Here is a 19,490-nt window from a genome sequence, read left to right as displayed (position 1 = left end):
GATGGGCGGCTAGTCTGAAGGCCGCCTGGTCCCAGGTTGAAGCGCTTGAGTTTCACCCTCCGACAAACACACACTTTTTCGACTCGGTTCGATTCGATTCCGTCGAACAGCCAACGGCCTCAGACGTTCTTCCACGCGCAGACATCGCCCGTTTTCAACAGCGCGTTACCGAGCACGAACGTCGTGTCTGTCGGCGCCGGCGCATGCACGGGCTCTGCGCCAAAATTGAACGCAAACGTCAGATCGCCGCGTCGCCGAATGCGCAAGCCTTCCGCCAATAGCTGCGTGTCGATCCCGGCCTCATGCGCCGCCTGTTGCAATACCGTGCGATGCAACGCGTGCGACAGCCAGCCCGCCACATAGCGAACCTTGCCGTGCGAGAGAATCGCCGGCCACGTGTCGTCGAATTGCGCGTCGACCTGCGTGTCGCCATTGGCCCGCACGTGCTCGCGCCAATGTATCGCCGCACCATGCATGCCGCCGATCGACACCGCGGGCGCCAGTGTGGGCCGCAACGTCTCGATTTCGAGCACCTGCATCGGCAGAACGCGTTGCAAGGCGCCGGGCGGCAGAGTGGAAGGAACGGCGAAGCTGTCGGTTTTCGAGCCGCTGCGCGGGCCGAAGACCCATTGCGCTTCGCTCCGCTCGATCTGATGCACGAGCGCGTCGTCGATCACCGCAATGCTGGGCACTACCACCATGGCATAGCCCGTTAGATCCGCGCGGCTCGACACGATATCGACGTCGAGCCCGAGCTCGCGCAACGACTCGTAGTAGTCGAACGCGAGCGTCTGATAATCGAAGGTTTTGCCATGACGCTGAATCTCGAACATCCATTGCGTCTCGTAGTCGAATACGAGCGCAACAGATGCGCGCGACGGCGCGGCGAGTTCCGACAGCGCGGCGCAAGCGGCGATCTCGCGCGCCGCCTGTTGCACTTCGAGGCCGCCCGGCGACAATTCGTTATTCGGCAGATTGAGCCCGGAATGCATCTGTTCCTGCGCATACGGACACTGACGCCAACGGAAATACGACACCAGTTCCGCGCCATGCGCGAACGCCTCGTAAGCCCACAGCCGGACCATGCCTTTCGCGGGCACCGGATTCCACGGCGCCCAGTTGACCGGCCCGGCCTGCTGCTCCATCACCCAGAAGCGTCCGTTGCCTATCGCGCGGTAGCGGTCATGGTCAAACGCGGAAACGTCGGGATGCGCGGTGCGCACATAACGCGCCTTCTGCTCGTCGGGCAGCGCGATCGATTCGGTGCGCGCGATCGGATAGCTGTCCCACGCGGCGACATCGAGCGCATTGTCTTTGGCGAAGCGGTAGTGATCGAAGGTCGTGAAAAAACCCATGAAGTTGTGCAGCAAGTCCGCCTTCGGCGCGTGCTCGCGCAATACATCGATCTGCTCGCGATGAAAACTCGCCACCTCGTCCGACATGAAGCGGCGGAAGTCGAGCAGATGAATCGGATTGGCGTCGGTCGGCGTGAGGTTCGGCAAGCCGATCGCCTCGAACGACGGATACTCCATGCTCCAGAACACGTTGCCCCACGCGTCGTTGAGCGCCTCAACGGTTTCATAGCGCCGCCGCAGCCAGCTTTGAAAGCGCCCGAGCGCTGCTGGCGAATAGCTGGGTACGGTATCGTGGCAGCCGAGTTCGTTGTCGGTCTGCCACGCGACGATGGAAGGATGCCTTCCATAGCGTTGCGCCATCGCCGTGACGATTCGCAAGCACTCGCGGCGATAGGTTTCGCTGGATATATCGTAGTGACGGCGCGAGCCGAAATTCCAGCGCGTGCCGTCGGCGCGCACCGGCAGCACTTCCGGATACGCGTCGATCAGCCACTTCGGCGGCGAAGCGGTCGGCGTGCCGAGCACGAGCTTCAGCCCCGCGGCCGCCAACGTGGCGACGGCTTCGTCGAGCCATTCCCACACGAATTCGCCGGCGCGCGGCTCCATTCGGCTCCACGCGAATTCGGCAATCCGCACATGCGTGATGCCGAGATCGACCATACGTTTCGCGTCGTCGGCCCACATCGTGCGCGGCCATTGTTCCGGGTAATAACAGACACCAAGTTGCATGAGAAAGTCTCGTTGTTGGATGACGTCGAACAGGCGCTCAGCCCTTGCTTGCACCGAAGGTCAGACCGGCGACGAAATGCTTTTGCATCGCGAAGAACATCAGCACGGAAGGCAACGCGGCCAGCACCGAACCGGCGGCGACCAGATTCCACGCGGTCGTCCATTGGCCCTTGAGCGCCGCGACGCCCACCGTGATCGGCGCGGCGTCGTCGCCTTGCGTGAGACACAGCGCCCAGAAGTAGTCGTTCCACACGAACGTGAACACCAGAATGCCGAGCGCGGCGAGCGCGGGCCGGATCAGCGGCAGCACGATGCGCAGGTAGATAGTCCATTCGCTCGCGCCTTCCACGCGCGCGGCCTCGATCATTTCGAACGGCAACTGTTTGATGAAATTGCGCAGAAACAGTGTGCAAAACCCGGTCTGAAACGACACGTGGAAAATCACCAGCGCCCAGACGCTGTTGAAGAGTCCGACCTTCAGCGCCATGTCGCGCACCGGGATCATCAGGATCTGGATCGGCACGAAATGCCGGCGACGAACGCGAACAACACCGCCGTATTGCCCGGAAACCGATAGGTCGCCAAAGCAAAACCCGCCATCGACGCCAGCACGATCGCGCCAATCACCGACGGCACCGTGATCAGCACGCTGTTGGTGAAGTAATGCAGCATCGGCGTTTGCGTGAGCGCGGCGCCGTAGTTTTCGATCAGCGCGAAGTGTTTGGGCCAGCCCCAGTAATCGCCTTGCGAAAGCTCGTCCGATGAACGGATCGACGTGACGAGCACGGCCAGCATCGGCAGCAGCCAGATCAGCAGCGCGACGGGCAGCGACACTTTGTAAAGCGTGCGATTGAGCGGTTTCCAGCGTTCGACGGGAAGCGGATACATGACACGTAACTCCTGGAGATCAGCGTTCTTCGCGCAGCATGCGGCGCAAATGGAACACGATGTAGACGAGCATGATGGCGAACAGCACCACGGCAATCGCCGCGGAATAGCCTTCGCGGTAGTACTTGATGGCCTGGTCGTACATGTAATAGGCGAGCACGGTGGAGCTGTCGAACGGACCGCCGCCGCTCATCACCGCGATCAGATCGAAGCTGCGCAGCGCGCCGATCACCGTCAGCACCACGGCCATGAACGTGGCGGGCCGCAGTTGCGGCAGGATCACGTACCACAGCAACTTCACGCCCTTGGCGCCTTCCATGCGCGCCGCCTCGACCACTTCCGGGTTGATACCGGTCAAGCCCGTGAGATACAGCACCATGCAGAACGGTGTTTGCGGCCACAGCGCGGCGAAGACTATGCCGAACGTCACCGTGTGCGGATCGCCGAGCACGGGAATACCGTGGCCGACAATCAGACGAAGCAAGCCGAAGCCCGGGTCGTAGAACCAGCTGAACACGAGACCGACCACCACGCCGGAGAGCACGAACGGCGCGAAGAACAGCGACTTCACGACGCGCATGCCACGGATATGCTGGTTCAGATACAACGCGAACAGCAGGCCGAGCGGCGGAGCGAGCAGGAACAGCACGAGCCAGATGAGATTGTTCTTGAGCGCCGTATAGAACGTGTCGGCATGAAACAGCTCGATGTAGTTGTCGAAACCCGCGAAGGTCTTCGGCGTCATGCCGTCCCAGTGGTAAAAGCTGAGCGAAATGCTGCTGATGATCGGATACACCACGCACAGGCAGAACAACGCGCAGCCCGGCAACAGGAAGAAAAACGCGGCGCGGTGCTGGTGACGGCGCGTCGTCGAGACGTGACGGTGCGAAGCCGCGGGTAGGCGGCGCGCTGCGGAATGAGACATGGATCGGGCCTCGTCGGAAAATCGAAGACGAATCGAGGACGAGCGCCGGCCGTTGCTACGTCGCCGGCGCTCAGGGCTTATTTCTTTACTTCTGGTAGATGCGCTTGCGGGTCGCTTCGAGACGCACGAGCACGGCGTCGAGTTGCGACGGATCGCTGTAGAACTGCTGCATCGCCTTCATGCCTTCGTCGGCCATTTCCTTCTGCATGTCGCGATCGTAGAACTGCGCAATGCCGCCTTTGGTGTTGGCGAGCGTCTGGAAGCCGACCTTCGAAATCGCGTCTTCAGGTTCCGCCGATTGGCTATTCGACGGCAGTTGACCCCAGCCCTTCGCGAGATCGGCGTTGATCTGCGGCTGTTCCATGAAGGCGAGCAGCCTGCGCGCGTCGGCCTTGTTCTTCGCTTTCGCGGGAATCAGCAGCACGTTGACCGGACCGTCTTCGGCCATCGGCACATTGGCGTCGATCACCGGGAAGCGGAAAAAGCCGGTTTGCGGTTTGAGGTTCGCCGGAATGCTCGCGGAGAAGAACGTGCCCATCAGCATCATCGACGCCTTGCCGTTCACGAGAAACGGCGCGATCGAATCGAGGTCGTAGGAGAGCGCGTTGTCGATGAAGTAGTGATCGTCGATCAGCGTTTTCCACGCGGTGTAGACCTTCTTGACGCGCGCATCGGTGTACGGAATTTCGCCCGCCATCAATTGCTGATGGAATGCGTTGCCGTTGATGCGCAAATCGAGGTAATCGAACCAGGCGGCGAGCGTCCAGCTATCGCGCGCGGCCACGGCGATCGGCGCCACGCCGCTCGCCTTCAGCTTCTTGCAGGCATCGAGGAATTCGTCCCACGTCTTCGGCTCGCTCTTGATGCCGGCCTTCTCGAACAGATCCTTGCGATAGAAGAAACCGTAGGCGTCATAGCCGAGCGGCGCCGCGTACTGCTTGCCCTTATATGTCGACGCTTCCTTCACCGACGCGTACTGCTGCGACCAGCCGTTCTTGCTCCAGTCCGACGACAGGTCTTCGAGCAGGCCGCGTTGCGCGTAATACGCCATGCGCTCGCCGTCGTGCCACGAGACGACGTCGGGCGGATCGGTGGCGAGCCAGCCGCTCATCTGCACCTTGTACGCTTCCTCGGTGATGTAGGTCACCTTGAGATCGACATCGGGATTGGCTTTCTTGAACTTGTCGAACGCGTCCTGCCACGTCGAGCGCTGATTACCGCGCGCCGATACGTTGACGTTGAGCGTGGCGGCGTCGACGGCGGCACAGCAGAGCGAGCCGGCAACCAGCGCGGCTGCGATCGACACCTGTGCAAGACGGCGAAGGCGAAGAGCAATCATCTTGTGTCTCCTTGATACCTTGTTGACCGGCAGCGTGTGGCTGCCGGCGATGTAACCCGCTCTGTGGCGGAATTCGGCTTTGATGAATCAGTGGGTGTTTTCAGCGCTCACGAATGAAAACTCAAGCGGCGGCCCGCTCGGGTTCGAAGGTGCTTCGCCGCAATGCCAATCCATCCGCGTCGAACAGATGACACGCGGAAGGCGGAACATGAATGGCGATGCGCTCGCCGGAACCGATCGGCGTATCGCCCGCGGCCTTGGCGATGAGCGTGCCCGCCGCGTGATCCGCGTGAATATAGCTGTGCTCGCCGAGCCGTTCCGAGAGCACCGTCGTGCACTGCACGAATTGCCCGTCGCCATCGAGCCGCAGATGTTCGGGCCGCACGCCGAGCGTGACCGGCTGGCCGCGCTGCAAGCGTTGACCGTCGACGTGCGCGCTCAAACGCTCGCCGCTTTTTAGCAACGAGACCGTCACACTGCCTGGTTCGATCGAGTCGACCACGGCGTCGATGAAATTCATGCGCGGCGAACCGATGAAGCCCGCCACGAAGCGCGACTTCGGATGGTGATACAACTCGAGCGGCGCGCCGCTCTGCGCGATGCTGCCGAAGCGCTCCGCATCCGCGCCGGCGTGCAGCAGCACGATCCGGTCGGCGAGGGTCATCGCTTCAACCTGATCGTGGGTCACGTACACCACGCTCGCGTTGGCGAAGCGCTGATGCAGGCGCGCGATTTCGACTCGCGTCTGACCACGCAGCGCAGCGTCGAGATTTGAGAGCGGCTCGTCGAACAGAAACACGCCGGGCTCACGCACGATCGCCCGGCCGATCGCGACGCGCTGCCGCTGACCACCCGAAAGCGCCTTCGGATAGCGCTGCAAATAATCATCCAATTGCAGAATGCGCGCGGCTTCGCGGACCTTGCTGTCTATCACGTCCTTGGGCTGTTTCGCGAGTTTCAGTCCGAATGCCATGTTGTCGAACACGGTCATGTGCGGAAACAGCGCGTAACTCTGAAACACCATCGCCACGCCGCGCGCCGCGGCGGCCACGTCGTTCACGAGACGGCCGCCGATGTGCAACTCGCCTTCGCTCAGGTCTTCGAGGCCGGCGATCATTCTCAGCAGGGTCGACTTGCCGCAACCCGACGGCCCAAGAAAGACGCAGAACTCGTGCTGCGCGATTTCCAGATTTACGCGTCGGATCACCGGCGGATGGTCACCGTACGACTTCTGCACATTCGTCAAGCGAATCCCTGCCATGCTGCCTCCTTCGGATTTAACCGCTTAAATTTCTGTGAAAAATAAGTGGCTAGCCCTTGTGCGGCAAGCATTTAATCGCTTAAATTCGAGTTCGAGGGAAAAAGTCATGGTGGGTGTCTCCGCTGTGTTTTCCAGCAAGTTATCAACGTCGTCCTCAGCTTGCAACATTTGAATCGCATTCCCTGAATATGGGATAAATCGCATATGGTCACTTTGTCCGAAGTCGCGAAACGCGCTCACGTTACCGCCGCGACCGTCTCCAACGTGCTGCGCAACCGCGAGAAAGTGCGCCCGGAAACGGCTGAACGCGTGCTCAAGGCAATCGCCGATCTCGGCTATCGGCCCAATCTGAATGCGCGTGCGCTGGCCGAGGGCCGCTCGTCGACGCTCGCCTTGATGCTCTCGAATATCTCCAACCCGTTCTATCCTGAGTTCGTGCTGGCCGCCGAGCGCGCCGCGCGCAAAGCCGGCCACTTCCTGATGGTTTGCAATACTGACGATGACGCCGAGATCGGCCGCGCCTATCTGAACCAGATCGCGGGCACGCTGGCCGACGGCGTGCTCGTCATGAACACGGACATCACGATCAACGACCTGTGCGCTTCGGCCACGCACAGCGCGCCGATCCTGCTGGCCATGTGGGAGCACCCGGAAGCGCCGCCCGCGCTGCCTTGCATCGCCGTGGACTTTGCCCACGCGGGCGAGTTGGCCGCGCGGCATCTGCTCGAACTCGGCCATCACGAAATCGGCCTCCTGATCGGCGACGGTTGCGGCGGCTTGCAGGACGCGCGCTCCAACGGTTTTCGCGCGGCGATGCGCGCCGCCGGCATCGAGACCGATGCGGCCGCGGTGCTGCAGATCCGCGACTCGATCGACGCCGGCTACGCCGCCTGCATGCAACTGATGGCGAACCGGCCGCACCTCACCGCGATCTTCGCGACCAACGACCTGCTCGCGATCGGCGCGGCGCAGGCCCTGATCACGCTGGGCCGTTCGGTACCCAACGACGTGTCGGTGATCGGCATTACCGACATTCAACTCGCCCATCAGGTGCACCCTGCCCTCACGACAGTCGCAATTCAGACGGCGGCGATCGCGGAGTTGTCGATCGAAAGTCTGATCCGGCTGATCCAGACGCCGCATCAGCAGCCGTCGATGGTGCTGGCGCCGCCGCCCACCTTAGTGGTGCGCGCGTCGACCGGCCCGCGACGGCTGAAATGAATTTGCAGGGTAATCAGCAGAAAATGCTGTCATCGCCGAAAAAAAACGGCGTGCAAACCGCCGGCGCCTCGATTGGCAATTTCATCGATTGCGGTAGAGGCGTAGCATCGATCCATCAATCGACGCGCGTACGCGGCCGCGAGCCTCGCTACGTCAAGGGCAACCTGAAGGAGCAACCGAATGTCTCTCGCATTGACACGCAATGAACTGATCCGCCCGCAGAATTTGATCGACGGAGCATGGACCGGCGCCGCCGACGGCGCCCGCTTTGCCGTCACCAACCCGGCCACCGGCGAAACGATCGTCGAAGTCGCGAACAGCGGCGCCGTGGACGCGCGCGCCGCCACCGACGCCGCCGCCCGCGCCTTCCCCGCATGGCGCGACAAGCTGCCGCGCGAGCGCGCCGAGATTCTGCGCCGCTGGCACGCGCTGATCGTCGCCAATACCGACGACCTCGCGAAGCTGATGTCGATGGAACAGGGCAAGCCGCTCGCGGAAAGCCGCGGCGAAGTCGCTTACGGCGCGTCGTACGTGGCGTGGTTCGCCGACGAAGCGACCCGCATCTACGGCGATCTGATTCCGCAGCAGCAGCGCGGCAAGCGCATGAGCGCGGTGAAGGAACCGGTCGGCGTAGTCGCCGCGATCACGCCGTGGAATTTCCCGCTGGCCATGATCGCCCGCAAGATCGCGCCCGCGCTCGCGGCCGGTTGCACCGTGGTCGCCAAGCCCGCCGAAGACACGCCGCTCACCGCGCTCGCCCTCGCCGCGCTCGCACAGGAAGCCGGTTTGCCGGATGGCGTGTTGAACATGCTGTCGGCGTCGCGTGAACAGGGCATTGCCGCCGTGGCCGATTGGCTCGCCGACGCGCGCGTGCGCAAGATCACGTTCACCGGTTCGACGCCGGTCGGCAAGCATCTCGCGCGAGAATCGGCGGGCACGCTAAAGAAGCTCTCGCTGGAATTGGGCGGCAACGCGCCCTTCATCGTGTTCGACGACGCCGATCTCGACGCGGCTGTTGTCGGCCTGATGGCGGCGAAGTTCCGCAATGGCGGTCAGACGTGCGTGTGTCCGAACCGCGTGTATGTGCAAGCTGGCGTCTATGAGCGCTTCGCCGAACTGCTCGCGCGACGCGTCGCCGCTTTGAAGGTTGCGCCCGCAACGGACCCGGACGCGCAGATCGGCCCGATGATCAACGAACGCGCGATCGACAAGATTGCCCGTCACGTGGAGGATGCCGTCAAACACGGCGCGAAAATCCTGGTCGGCGGCAAGCGTTTGACGGAACTCGGCCCGAACTACTACGCGCCGACTGTGCTGACGGACGCGCGCGACGACATGCTCGTCTGCTGCGAAGAAACCTTCGGCCCGGTCGCGCCGCTATTCCGTTTCGACGACGAAGCCGAAGCGATCCGCCTCTCCAACGACACGCCGTTCGGTCTCGCCGCCTACTTCTACACGCAGGACGTGCGGCGCATCAATCGCGTGGCCGCGCAGCTCGAAGCGGGCGTGATCGGCATCAATGAAGGCGCGGTGTCGAGCGAAGCGGCGCCGTTCGGCGGCGTGAAGGAATCGGGCTATGGCCGCGAAGGGTCGAAATATGGACTCGACGATTACATGTCGATCAAGTACATGTGCCAGGGCGGGCTTGATTGACGAGCCTCTCGTTGCCCGTGCTTTGATGTCTTGATGCCCGAATGCTCTGCCGCCGAACGCCATCGCTTCTCACTCGTAAGAGGCGCTGCGCCGAGGCGGCAGTTCTCATTTGCCCGCGATAAATCCAGCACGACGCCGGCCCAAACGCTTTCGCCGGTTCACGGTCGTGAAAGAAGCAAGTAGTCGAAGCTCAGCGTATCGAAGTCGGTCAGCTGCATTGCAGATCCCCTCCGTTGTTCGCAGGATAAGACCGCCGTTCAGCGGCTCGCTCTGCACTCCGCCAAATCTCAGCCCCCCGAATCAAAACCCGTTCCCCTATCCAGAGAACGCCAACACGCCCGTCGCCGCAACGGCCTCGCGCGAAATACCGTAACCGTCATGCACACGATTCATGACGGCCATTTTTGGCCCGAATTTGACCGCGTTATTTCCCGGTCCTATCGTTCGATCATGCCTGCCGGGCTCGTCTCGCCGCTCCTGCCGAACAACATGGCGAGAACGCGCGACCCTCCACATCGTGACCTTCCACCTGCCATGACCCGCCATGAATTCTGACGCGACAGCCGCTCTGACATCCCTAACCTCGACTCGGCCCACCAGCAAGGTTCGTCGCGCAGTGACGACCGCCGTGCTCGGGCAGGTTCTCGAATGGTATGACTTTTTTCTCTACGGTACCGCTGCCGCTCTCGTATTCGGCAAGCTGTTCTTTCCGGTCGGCAGCGATCCGCTGACGGGTACGATCGCGGCATTTGGTGGCTTTACGGTGGGCTTCATCGCGCGGCCCATCGGCGGCGTGTTGTGCGGCCATATCGGCGACCGCTACGGCCGCAAGACGGTCATGATGCTGACGCTGCTCGTCATGGGCACGGCCACCGTCTGCATGGGTCTTCTGCCGACGTATCAGCAGATCGGCCTCGCGGCGCCCGTCATGCTGGTGCTGCTGCGCATTCTGCAAGGTCTCGCCGCCGGCGGCGAATGGAGCGGCAGCATTCTGCTGATTCACGAAAGCGCGCCCGCCTCCCGGCGCGGTGGGCTGGCAGCCTGGAGTCCGTGCGGCGCTGCATTCGGCTTCGTGCTGTCCACCGCCGCGTTTCTGCTCGTGCAAACGCTCTCGCCCGCCGACTTCCACAGTTGGGGCTGGCGCGTGCCGTTCCTCTGCAGCGCCGTGCTGGTCGCGCTCGGTCTGTGGATGCGCCGCTCCGTCGACGAAAGCGCGGAGTTTGCCGAGGTCAAGGCGACTCGCCGCGATGCCCGTATGCCGATCGTCGAGGTGCTGCGCCAATGTCCGCGCCAGGTGCTGACGGTGTTCGGCCTGCGCTTCGGTGAAGGCGCGGCGTCATACATCTTCTTCGCGTTCTCGATTGCGTATGGTCAGTTCATCGGCCTCAAATCGAGCTGGGTGTTGGGCGGCCTGACCGTGTCGATGCTGCTGATGATTCCCGTGTCCCTCTTGATGGGCCGTCTCACGGACCGTGTCGGCCGCAAGCCGGTCTACCTCGCCGGCGCCGTGGCGATGGTGCTGGTCGCCTATCCGTATTTCACGTTGCTCGGCTCGGGCGTGCTGTGGAAAGTCATCACCGCGCTCGTACTCGCCAACAGCATCACGCTCGGCATTCTGGAGGGCGCACAGCCCGCTTTCATCAGCGAGTTGCTGCCCGTTCATCTGCGCTTCTCGGGGCTCGGCATCGGCCGCGAGATTTCATCGGTACTCGGCGGCGGACTTTCGCCGATGGTGGCGACCGCGCTGCTCGCGCACTACCGCAGCGCCGCGCCGGTGGCGATTTATCTTGTCGTGCTCGGTTTGATCACAGTGCTCGCCACCTGCTTCGCACCGGAGACCTTTCCAAAGGCGCTGCGGCTTCAGGCGAAAGCCAGAGAGCACGTCGAGCACGAAAGCGCTTAACGCTCTATCGACGTCACTTCGTCCGCACTCATTCACTCCCATTCCCAAGCCAGAATCATGCAAAGCCTTCAGATGAGCAGTCTTTCGACCTACGCCTACGAACCTCGCGCAATCGATCACGCCGATCCGTATCCCGACTACGCCGGCCCGATCACACTCGACGCGCTGATCGGCGAGATCGAGCGCCGCCGCGACGAGTTCGATCAACTCTCCCACGTTCCGCGCGACATGATCGCGAAGATGAAGCGCGCCGGCATCTTTCGCGCGAGCACGCCGCAACGTTTCGGCGGCGACGCGCTGCCGCCGGCGCAATTCCTGCGAATGCTCGAACGCATCGCGATCGCCGACGGCTCGGCCGCCTGGGTCGCCGCATTCGGCTCGGCGAACACCTATCTGGCCGCATTGCCCATCGAGACGCAGCAGCAGATTTACGCCACCGGCCCCGACCAGGTTTTCTCGGGCGGCCTCTATCCGCTGCAACCCGCCACCAAAGCGTCGGGCGGCTTCGTGGTCAGCGGGCAGTGGCGCTTCGCGAGCGGCTGCAAGGGCGCCGACTGGATCGGCGTCGGCATCGGCGGCACGCCCGCCAATTCCGGCGATGCGGGCGCGGGCAAACCGTTCACCGCCGTATTCCCCGCGCATGAAGTCGAGATCGTCGAGAACTGGAACGTGGTCGGCATGCAGGGAACCGGCAGCCACGATTTGCGGCTGCGCGAGAAATTCGTCGATGCGCAATGGACCTTCGTGCGCGGCGGCGCGGCGCTGATCGACGAACCGCTCTACCGCTACCCCGCCGTCGCCTATCAGGCGCAGGTGCACGCGGCCGTCAACATCGGACTCGCGCGCGCGGCGCTCGATCTGCTGACGGGCCTGTCCGGCTCGACCAAAACCACCACCGGCGCGCCGCGCCTCGCCGATCGCGGCTATTACCGCTCGGGCCTCGCGAAAGCGGAGGCCAACTGGCGCAGTGCCCGTGCATTCTTCTACGAATCCGCCGAAGCCGCGTGGCGGACGATTATCGACGGCGATCCCGTGTCGCAGGAACAGGCCAATCTGTTGCGCCTCAGCGCGACGCACGCCGCGCAGATCGGCGCCGAAGTGGTGATGCAGGCTTATCAGATGGCCGGCATCGCCGCGATCTATCGCGAGAACCGGTTGCAGCGTCTCGTGCGGGATTCGATCGTGGTGACGCAGCATGCGTTTCTGGGCGAAGGCACGTACGACGCATCCGGCGCATTGTTCGCCGGCGTGCCGCCCGTCACGCCTTTTCCGTGACTCGGCACGCCCTGCCTCAAGCCATGCAACAGGAAAAGAACGTGACGATCGAAGACACCAGAAAGCGTTTCCGCGATGCGATGGCGTGCCTGCCCGCCGCCGTCAACATCATCACCACGGACGGACCCGGCGGCCGCTGCGGCATCACCGCGAGCGCGGTGTGCTCGGTGACGGACGCGCCGCCGACCATGCTCATCTGTATCAATCAGGCCAGCTATGTGCACGACGTACTGCATCGCAACCGCAGCGTGTGCATCAACGTGCTTGCCGCCGAGTGCCAGGAACTCGCGCGTGATTTCGCCGGCATGACTACGTGCTCGATGGACGAGCGCTTCGGGCGCCATGCATGGACGAGCGGCGCGTCGGCGGCGCCGGTGCTCGCGGATGCGATCGCCAGTCTCGAAGGCGAGATCGTCGACATCAAGACGGTCGGCTCGCACTCGGTCATGTTCGCGCAGATCCACCACATTGCGTTGCGCTCGGATGGCGATGGGTTGATCTATTTCGGCAGGCAGTTTCATCGGCTGACGCGGCCGCAAGCGGCGGCGTCGCCGTCGGTTGCCGCGCAAGGCGCGAGGTGAATGTGGAAGTCTGCTTCTTTCTCTTTGGCCACGGTAAGCCTGCGCGTGAAGCGCGGTCTTTCGATCTGTCGCGGTTCGAACTTATACAGCGAGACGTAGAGGGACTACGCCGTTTCGTGATCCACCTGCCCGCGGAATCGGACGACTGCGATCCTTTGTCGAAGTCCGACGCTTCCGCGCGACCTCGCTGCGTGCTGCAAGGGTACTTCGACGACCTCGACCTGCTTGAACAAGCGCTGCAACCTAAGGGCGCAATACACGACGTCGTAAACGAATCTTCGAGCACGGGTCTCACTTTCACCCAGCAAGCGATGGCGGTCAGGCGATTCACCACACCGGATCCAGGCGACTTCGGCACTCGCGCCGTCCGCTGCACCTACCTCGTCAGCTACGAAGGCGAAGCGCAGGACTTCAACGCATGGCTCTCGCATTACCTCGCGCATCATCCACCGCTAATGGCGCAATTGCCCGGCATTCGCGAACTCGAAATCTACACGCGGCTCGATTACCGCTCGGGTCTCGGCATCGAACGCGCCACGGCCATGCAACGCAACAAAGTCGTCTTCGACGATCCCGCGTCGCTAGCGGCTGCCCTGGCGTCGCCGATTCGCGCCAGCATGAAGGAGGACTTCAACACCTTTCCGCCCTACAGCGGCGCGACGCTGCATTTCCCTATGCGCAGCATTTACGGTAATCTGAAACCCAAATAAATGCCCTCCCTCGCCGCGATCCGAACGTCATGACCAAGTCGCACCCCGGCATTACGGATTTGAACCTGCTGCGCGTGTTTCTGGCCATCTCCGATCTGCGCAGCCTGACCGCCGCGGGCGAGCGTCTCGGACTCACGCAACCGGCGGTTAGCCACGCCTTGCGCCGGTTGCGCATTTTATTCGACGATCCGCTGTTCGTTCGCACGCCCACCGGCATGGTCCCCACCGACGCCGCCCTGCGCTTGCACGCGCCGCTCACGCAGGCGTTCGGCATCATCAACGACGCGGTCCAGCAAATCGCCAAGTTCGATCCCGCCACGGCGCAGCGCGTGTTTCGCGTGTCCATGTCGGATATGTCGGAGTTCTATTTCCTGCCGCCGCTTCTTTCGATGCTCGACCGCAGCGCGCGCGGCATTCGCCTGGAGATTGCGAATGTTTCCGTCGATTCGGTGAGTTCGGCCATGCGCAGCGGCAAGATCGATCTGGCGCTCGGCTACGTGCCCGGTCTCGATCCAGGTTGCGTGAGCAAGACGCTCTTTGTCGACGAACATGTTTGCGTGGTGCGCGCCGGTCATCCGCTGCGCAAACAGAAGCCGACCAAGGAGGACCTCGCCAGCTTGCGATATGTGTATGCCAGCACCAACGCGACCGGTCACCGGATGGTGGAACAGTGGCTGGAAGAATTGAATCTGCGCCGGGATATCGTGCTGCGCCTGCCTCATTTCGTGGTGGCGCCGGAGATCGTTCAGCATACCGACCTTGCCGTGATTTTTCCGCGCAGTATTGCGCAGCGCTTCAACCGCAACAAGGCATTTCGCATCCTGCCCTTGCCGTTCGCGCTGCCACCCATCGAAATTCAGGTCCACTCGCACTCGCAATTTTCAGCGGATCCGGGCATTGCCTGGCTGCTCGATGAGATTTACGGCATGTTCCATCAACCGTCGATTACCGCAAAGACGCGAGCGCCGGCTGAATCGTGAGGGCGTCAGGCCGAGTCGCGGCTAGTGGCTTATTTCAGGCGCAAGGATTGCCCCGCCACCTGAACAGGAGACCAGGAAAACCGATATGAACATCAGAGCCCTGCAGTGCTTCGTGATTCTCGCGGAGGAGCTCAATTTCAGCCGTGCCGCCGAGCGTCTGCATATCGCGCAGCCCGCGCTGAGCCAGCAGATCCGTTCACTCGAAGAACGGCTCGGCACGCAACTGGTCGATCGGGCAAGACGTCCGCTGAGTCTGACCGAGGCGGGCCATTATCTGTGCAGCGAGGCGCGTCAGATACTCGGCTCTCTGGAACAGGTGACGCTCGTCGCGCAGGAAATCGGCGTCGGCCGGCGCGGCTGGCTGAGCGTCGGATTCACCCGTTCGTCGATGTACAGCGTTTTGCCGCCCGCGCTCAAGGCATTTCACAAGGCGTATCCGCAAGTCGAACTCAAACTCTTCGAGATGCTCACTGAGGAACAGACCGATGCGCTGCGCGACATGCGCATTCACATCGGCATCGGCCGGCAGCCGCTGACGGTTGAAGGTTGCACGTCGTATCCGCTGCTGCGCGAGCGCGTCGTGGCCGCGCTCGAACCCAGCCATCCGCTTGCCGCGCACAAGAAGGTGAGCATTGCCGATCTCGCCGATACGCCGCTGATTCTCTATCCAAAGCATCAGAACGCCCAGTTCAAACGCTCGGTGCAGTCGCTCTATCGCGATGCGGGAATCACACCGCTCGTCGCGCATGAGGCTTACGAAATCCAGACCGCGATTGCCCTGGTTGCGGCGGGTCTCGGCGTGACGTTTATTGGCGAATCGGTGGCGCGGCACGGACGCACCGACGTGGTTTACCGTCACCTTACGGGACCGGGCTCGTCGTACCGCTCCACGCTCGCGGCCACCTTTCGCACCGACGATGCTTCGCCTCATCTGCGGGCATTTCTGGCTTGCCTTCCCGCCCCGCTCACCGACGCACACTATAAGAAAAAAATTATAGAAGCATAAGCAACCGGTCTTGGACTCCCTGTCCGCGCGTTCGTATCATTGACCTCACACATGATTAGAACGCAGCCACGGCTACGGCCGTCGCCGCAAGGTAGGAGACAGGATGACCGCGATCAACGAAGCCGTAACCATGCGAAAAGTTTACGGGCGCCTCATGCCCCTGCTCTTCGCGATGATGTTCTTCAACTATCTCGACCGGATCAATATCGGTTTCGCCGCGCTGGACATGAACAAGCAGCTCGGTTTCAGCCCGGCCGTGTTCGGCTTCGCAGGCAGCATCTTCTTCGTCGGCTACATGGTGCTGGAGGTGCCGAGCAACCTGTTGCTGCATCGCGTCGGCGCACGCCGCTGGATCGCGCGCATTCTTCTGACGTGGGGCGCGGTCGCCGCGGCGACGGCCTTCGTGTTCAACGATTCGAGCTTCTACGTGCTGCGCTTTCTGCTCGGCGTGATGGAAGCGGGCTTTCTGCCGGGCGTCGCGGTCTATCTGACGAAATGGTTTCCGGTGCGTTACCGTGCGCGTGCGGTTGGGGGATACATCATCGCCGGTTCGTTTTCGGCGGTGCTGGGCGGTCCGATCTCGACCGCTTTGATGACCTACGCGAACGGCATTCTCGGTTTGCAGGGCTGGCAGTGGATGTTCATCCTCGAAGGCGTGCCGGCCATGCTGCTCGGCCTGTTGACGCTGCGCATCATGACCGAACGCCCCGCCGACGCCGACTGGCTCTCCGACGACGAAAAGCGCTGGCTCGAATCGACGCTCGCCGCCGAGCGCGAGGCCGTGGGCGGCAACACGCATTTTCCGCTTCTGCGCGTGGCGGGCGACATCCGCGTATGGAGCCTGGCGTGTCTGTTCGGTTGCGCGCTGGTCGGTATTTACGGCCTCTTCCTCTGGCTGCCGCAGATCGTCAAGAGTCTCGGCCATCTGAGCAATCTCGAAGTCGGCTTTCTGTCGGCCGCGCCGCCCTTGCTCGGCGTATTGGGCACCTTCCTCATCAGCCGCAGTTCAGACCGCACCGGCGATCGCAAGAAGCACCTCGCATTCGTGTACGGCATGAGCGCGCTAGCCATTGCCGGCAGCGCGTATGCGCCGAACCCGGTGATCGCTTATGCGCTGCTGTGCGTGACCGGTTTGTTCATCTATGCGGGCAACCCGCTGTTCTGGAGCCTTGCGTCGTCGTTCAGAACCGGCGCGGCGGGCGCCGCGACGATCGCGCTGATCAACACGATCGCGCAGTTCGGCGGGCTGGTCGGTCCGTGGAGCATCGGCCTCGTGCGCAACGCCACCGGCAACTTCAAGCTGGCTTTGCTGACGATCGCCGCCTTTCTGATTGTCGCGACGATCATCGCGCTGGTCATGCGAGCCACACCGGCTGAGGACGAAGCGAATTCGCTCGCCACCGGCGACGCCGCCCCGCGCGCCTGAGAAGCGAAGCGGCCGCACACACAGTTTGGAAAAACAGCGGACTGAATCTGCGCGCGCGCCATGTGCGCGCGCAAGGACAACTCACAGGATTTGCACACCATGATCATTGATTGCCACGGTCACTACACGACCTCGCCGCGTCAGCACGAAGCCTGGCGCACGCAGCAGATCGCCGCGCTGAAGGACGGCGGCACGCCGCCACCGCGCCCTGTCATTACCGACGACGAGATCCGCGAGAGCATCGAGGGCGGCCAGTTGCGAATTCAGCGCGAACGTGGGACCGACCTCACGATCTTCTCGCCGCGCGCGGCCGGCATGGGCCACCACCTCGCCACTGCCGAAGCCAACGCGCTCTGGTCAAGCGAATGCAACGACCTCGTGCATCGCGTATGCGAACTGTTCCCGCGCAACTTCGTTGGTGTGTGTCAGTTGCCGCAGGCGCCCGGCGTGCCGCCCGCAAACTGCATCGCGGAATTGCGGCGCTGTGTCGAAGAGCTTGGCTTTATCGGCTGCAATCTGAATCCGGATCCGTCCGGCGGCCACTGGTCCGGCTTGCCGCTCACGGACCGCTCTTGGTATCCGCTCTATGAAGCGATGGTGGAGCTCGACGTGCCGGCGATGATCCACGTCTCGTCGTCGTGCAATCCGAATTTTCACGCGACGGGCGCGCATTACATCAACGGCGACACGTCGGCGTTCATGCAGTTGCTGCAGGGCGACCTGTTCGCCGACTTTCCGACACTGCGCTTCATCATCCCTCATGGCGGCGGCGCGGTGCCGTATCACTGGGGACGCTATCGCGGACTCGCGCAGGACATGAAGCGTCCGCTACTCAGTGAATACCTGCTGAAGAACGTGTTCTTCGACACCTGTGTGTATCACCAGCCCGGCGCCGAACTGCTCGCCAAGGTCATTCCGGTTGACAACATCCTGTTCGCGTCGGAAACCATCGGTGCGGTACAGGGCATCGATCCGGAGACCGGCCACTATTACGACGACACGCGCCGTTATATCGACGCCATCGAATGGCTCAGCGACGCGGACCGCCAGCGTATTTACGAAGACAACGCGCGCGCCGTGTATCCGCGGCTCTCGCGTCAACTCGATCGACAACTCGCAGCACAAGGAACTCAAGGGGCAACGGTATGAATCCAATCGGATGGCGCGAATACGACTCCGCACAGCAGGCCAACCCGGCCACACTCGAAGCACTCCGTGAGCTGGCCGTCTCGCTGCTGAGCGACAACATGGCGCGAGCGAGCGGCATGGTGGGCTTGCGGCCTTATCATCAGCCGCGTCCGATGGCCGGCACCGCCGTCACGGTCCACACGCGGCCGGGCGACAACCTCGCGATTCATCGCGCGTTCGACTTTTGCCGGCCCGGCGACGTGCTGGTGATCGACGGCGCGGGCGACCTCACGCAGGCGCTGATGGGCGAGATCATGGCGAGCTACGCGGAGAGTCTCGGCGTGCAGGGCCTCGTGATCGACGGCGCGATCCGCGACGTCGGTGCGTTGCGTCAGCGGGAGTTTCCGGTGTATGCCCGCGGCGTGACGCATCGCGGTCCGTACAAGAACGGACCGGGGGAAATCAACGTACCGGTCACGGTCGGCGGCATGGTGGTGCATCCAGGGGATATCATTGTCGGCGATGAAGACGGCTTGCTCGCAATCGCCCCCGCCGATGTGGAGGCGGTGATCGAAGGCGCGCGCCGTCAGCACGCGAAGGAAGCGGCGGCGCTGAAGTCGATTGCCGACGGCAAGTTCGACCGCTCGTGGGTCGTTCCGCACCGGGAACGGATGATGAACAACTGATAGTGGACTTCATGGCGCGATATCTGACCGCTGCAACACTCCTCGAACTCGCGCGCGATGCGCAGACGCGCGCCACTGCGCCCTGCTCGTGCACGAAGACGCCGCTGGACGGCTGGCAATCGCAGCCTTTGTCGCTCGATGAAACGCAGTTCGAGGAAATCGGCACGCTGTTGCCGGAGGACGATCCGGAGCCGACGTTCAGCGAGTATCTGCCGGGAAAGACCAGTTACTGGGCAGCGGATGCGCCTATCGCGCCGCGGTACTTTCCGTATAACCGCTGCGCCGTGTGGCAATGCTCGTCGTGCGGGCGGCTTTATCTGCGGTATGTGGAAGGTGGTGGGTATTTCGTCGACCGCAGGATTCGTGCGGTGCGGGTGGAGTTGATTGAGGATGTGCCTTTGCCGGGGTGATGGGGGGCGGGCCG

16 protein-coding genes and 1 pseudogene are annotated in these 19,490 nt (G+C 62.8%); 12 read left to right on the top strand and 5 right to left on the bottom strand.

What is annotated here, in order from left to right; translation table 11 throughout:
* Window positions 1–119: 119 nt before the first annotated feature.
* The 5 genes and pseudogenes from B0G74_RS37765 to ugpC form a co-directional block, all read right to left on the bottom strand.
* Window positions 120–2,084, bottom strand: a complete 1,965-nt coding sequence (locus tag B0G74_RS37765) for a beta-galactosidase (protein ID WP_132381880.1) — start codon at window positions 2,082–2,084, stop codon at window positions 120–122.
* A gap of 37 nt (window positions 2,085–2,121) precedes the next feature.
* Window positions 2,122–2,972: pseudogene (locus B0G74_RS37760) on the bottom strand (carbohydrate ABC transporter permease).
* A 19-nt stretch (window positions 2,973–2,991) separates the two neighbouring features.
* The gene (locus B0G74_RS37755) at window positions 2,992–3,897 is read right to left on the bottom strand and encodes a sugar ABC transporter permease (protein ID WP_132381878.1); all 906 of its coding nucleotides are present in this window, start codon (window positions 3,895–3,897) and stop codon (window positions 2,992–2,994) included.
* Window positions 3,898–3,982: 85 nt separating this feature from the next.
* Window positions 3,983–5,236: an extracellular solute-binding protein gene (locus tag B0G74_RS37750; RefSeq protein ID WP_132381876.1), complete on the bottom strand. Its 1,254-nt coding sequence runs from the start codon at window positions 5,234–5,236 to the stop codon at window positions 3,983–3,985.
* Between the two features lie 121 nt (window positions 5,237–5,357).
* On the bottom strand, window positions 5,358–6,497 hold the full coding sequence (gene ugpC, locus B0G74_RS37745) for a sn-glycerol-3-phosphate ABC transporter ATP-binding protein UgpC (RefSeq protein ID WP_132381874.1): 1,140 nt from the start codon (window positions 6,495–6,497) through the stop codon (window positions 5,358–5,360).
* Between the two features lie 204 nt (window positions 6,498–6,701).
* Here ugpC and B0G74_RS37740 point away from each other — a divergent pair, with 204 nt between their 5' ends.
* The 12 genes from B0G74_RS37740 (at window position 6,702) to B0G74_RS37685 (ending at window position 19,476) form a co-directional block, all read left to right on the top strand.
* Entirely contained in the window at window positions 6,702–7,718 is a 1,017-nt protein-coding gene (locus tag B0G74_RS37740) for a LacI family DNA-binding transcriptional regulator (RefSeq protein ID WP_132381872.1), read from the top strand.
* Between the two features lie 180 nt (window positions 7,719–7,898).
* On the top strand, window positions 7,899–9,371 hold the full coding sequence (locus tag B0G74_RS37735) for an NAD-dependent succinate-semialdehyde dehydrogenase (RefSeq protein WP_132381870.1): 1,473 nt from the start codon (window positions 7,899–7,901) through the stop codon (window positions 9,369–9,371).
* Window positions 9,372–9,915: 544 nt separating this feature from the next.
* On the top strand, window positions 9,916–11,274 hold the full coding sequence (locus tag B0G74_RS37730; protein ID WP_132381868.1) for an MFS transporter: 1,359 nt from the start codon (window positions 9,916–9,918) through the stop codon (window positions 11,272–11,274).
* Between the two features lie 57 nt (window positions 11,275–11,331).
* Complete coding sequence (locus B0G74_RS37725) at window positions 11,332–12,549, top strand: acyl-CoA dehydrogenase family protein (RefSeq protein ID WP_132381866.1); 1,218 nt, start codon at window positions 11,332–11,334, stop codon at window positions 12,547–12,549.
* Between the two features lie 23 nt (window positions 12,550–12,572).
* Window positions 12,573–13,130: a 4-hydroxyphenylacetate 3-monooxygenase, reductase component gene (gene hpaC, locus B0G74_RS37720; RefSeq protein WP_132381864.1), complete on the top strand. Its 558-nt coding sequence runs from the start codon at window positions 12,573–12,575 to the stop codon at window positions 13,128–13,130.
* Between the two features lie 2 nt (window positions 13,131–13,132).
* A complete protein-coding gene (locus B0G74_RS37715) occupies window positions 13,133–13,840 on the top strand; it encodes an EthD family reductase (RefSeq protein WP_132383246.1) in 708 nt (235 codons plus the stop codon).
* Window positions 13,841–13,869: 29 nt separating this feature from the next.
* Window positions 13,870–14,820, top strand: coding sequence for a LysR family transcriptional regulator (locus tag B0G74_RS37710; protein WP_132381862.1), 951 nt, complete (start codon window positions 13,870–13,872; stop codon window positions 14,818–14,820).
* A gap of 85 nt (window positions 14,821–14,905) precedes the next feature.
* Window positions 14,906–15,826: a LysR family transcriptional regulator gene (locus B0G74_RS37705; protein ID WP_132381860.1), complete on the top strand. Its 921-nt coding sequence runs from the start codon at window positions 14,906–14,908 to the stop codon at window positions 15,824–15,826.
* A gap of 103 nt (window positions 15,827–15,929) precedes the next feature.
* Window positions 15,930–17,252, top strand: coding sequence for an MFS transporter (locus tag B0G74_RS37700; RefSeq protein WP_132381858.1), 1,323 nt, complete (start codon window positions 15,930–15,932; stop codon window positions 17,250–17,252).
* A 99-nt stretch (window positions 17,253–17,351) separates the two neighbouring features.
* On the top strand, window positions 17,352–18,401 hold the full coding sequence (locus B0G74_RS37695; RefSeq protein ID WP_132381856.1) for an amidohydrolase family protein: 1,050 nt from the start codon (window positions 17,352–17,354) through the stop codon (window positions 18,399–18,401).
* Window positions 18,398–19,066: an RraA family protein gene (locus B0G74_RS37690; RefSeq protein WP_132381854.1), complete on the top strand. Its 669-nt coding sequence runs from the start codon at window positions 18,398–18,400 to the stop codon at window positions 19,064–19,066. Before B0G74_RS37695 ends, B0G74_RS37690 begins: the two co-directional genes overlap by 4 nt.
* Before the next feature lie 11 nt (window positions 19,067–19,077).
* On the top strand, window positions 19,078–19,476 hold the full coding sequence (locus B0G74_RS37685) for a hypothetical protein (protein ID WP_132381852.1): 399 nt from the start codon (window positions 19,078–19,080) through the stop codon (window positions 19,474–19,476).
* The last annotated feature ends 14 nt before the right edge of the window (window positions 19,477–19,490 follow it).

Source organism: Paraburkholderia sp. BL9I2N2, from assembly GCF_004339745.1.
GTDB lineage: Bacteria > Pseudomonadota > Gammaproteobacteria > Burkholderiales > Burkholderiaceae > Paraburkholderia.
Note: the sequence above shows the minus strand (reverse complement) of the source record. Positions and strands in the feature narration are given on the sequence as shown.

What these genes read in the sequence shown, in the direction of transcription:
- B0G74_RS37730 (WP_132381868.1), top strand. Translation starts at nt 9,916, where the DNA reads ATGAATTCTGACGCGACAGCCGCTCTGACATCCCTAACCTCGACTCGG.
- B0G74_RS37685 (WP_132381852.1), top strand. Translation starts at nt 19,078, where the DNA reads ATGGCGCGATATCTGACCGCTGCAACACTCCTCGAACTCGCGCGCGAT.
- B0G74_RS37700 (WP_132381858.1), top strand. Translation starts at nt 15,930, where the DNA reads ATGACCGCGATCAACGAAGCCGTAACCATGCGAAAAGTTTACGGGCGC.
- B0G74_RS37750 (WP_132381876.1), bottom strand. Translation starts at nt 5,236, where the DNA reads ATGATTGCTCTTCGCCTTCGCCGTCTTGCACAGGTGTCGATCGCAGCC.
- ugpC (WP_132381874.1), bottom strand. Translation starts at nt 6,497, where the DNA reads ATGGCAGGGATTCGCTTGACGAATGTGCAGAAGTCGTACGGTGACCAT.
- B0G74_RS37690 (WP_132381854.1), top strand. Translation starts at nt 18,398, where the DNA reads ATGAATCCAATCGGATGGCGCGAATACGACTCCGCACAGCAGGCCAAC.
- B0G74_RS37735 (WP_132381870.1), top strand. Translation starts at nt 7,899, where the DNA reads ATGTCTCTCGCATTGACACGCAATGAACTGATCCGCCCGCAGAATTTG.
- B0G74_RS37740 (WP_132381872.1), top strand. Translation starts at nt 6,702, where the DNA reads ATGGTCACTTTGTCCGAAGTCGCGAAACGCGCTCACGTTACCGCCGCG.
- B0G74_RS37755 (WP_132381878.1), bottom strand. Translation starts at nt 3,897, where the DNA reads ATGTCTCATTCCGCAGCGCGCCGCCTACCCGCGGCTTCGCACCGTCAC.
- B0G74_RS37725 (WP_132381866.1), top strand. Translation starts at nt 11,332, where the DNA reads ATGCAAAGCCTTCAGATGAGCAGTCTTTCGACCTACGCCTACGAACCT.
- hpaC (WP_132381864.1), top strand. Translation starts at nt 12,573, where the DNA reads ATGCAACAGGAAAAGAACGTGACGATCGAAGACACCAGAAAGCGTTTC.
- B0G74_RS37765 (WP_132381880.1), bottom strand. Translation starts at nt 2,084, where the DNA reads ATGCAACTTGGTGTCTGTTATTACCCGGAACAATGGCCGCGCACGATG.
- B0G74_RS37705 (WP_132381860.1), top strand. Translation starts at nt 14,906, where the DNA reads ATGAACATCAGAGCCCTGCAGTGCTTCGTGATTCTCGCGGAGGAGCTC.
- B0G74_RS37695 (WP_132381856.1), top strand. Translation starts at nt 17,352, where the DNA reads ATGATCATTGATTGCCACGGTCACTACACGACCTCGCCGCGTCAGCAC.
- B0G74_RS37710 (WP_132381862.1), top strand. Translation starts at nt 13,870, where the DNA reads ATGACCAAGTCGCACCCCGGCATTACGGATTTGAACCTGCTGCGCGTG.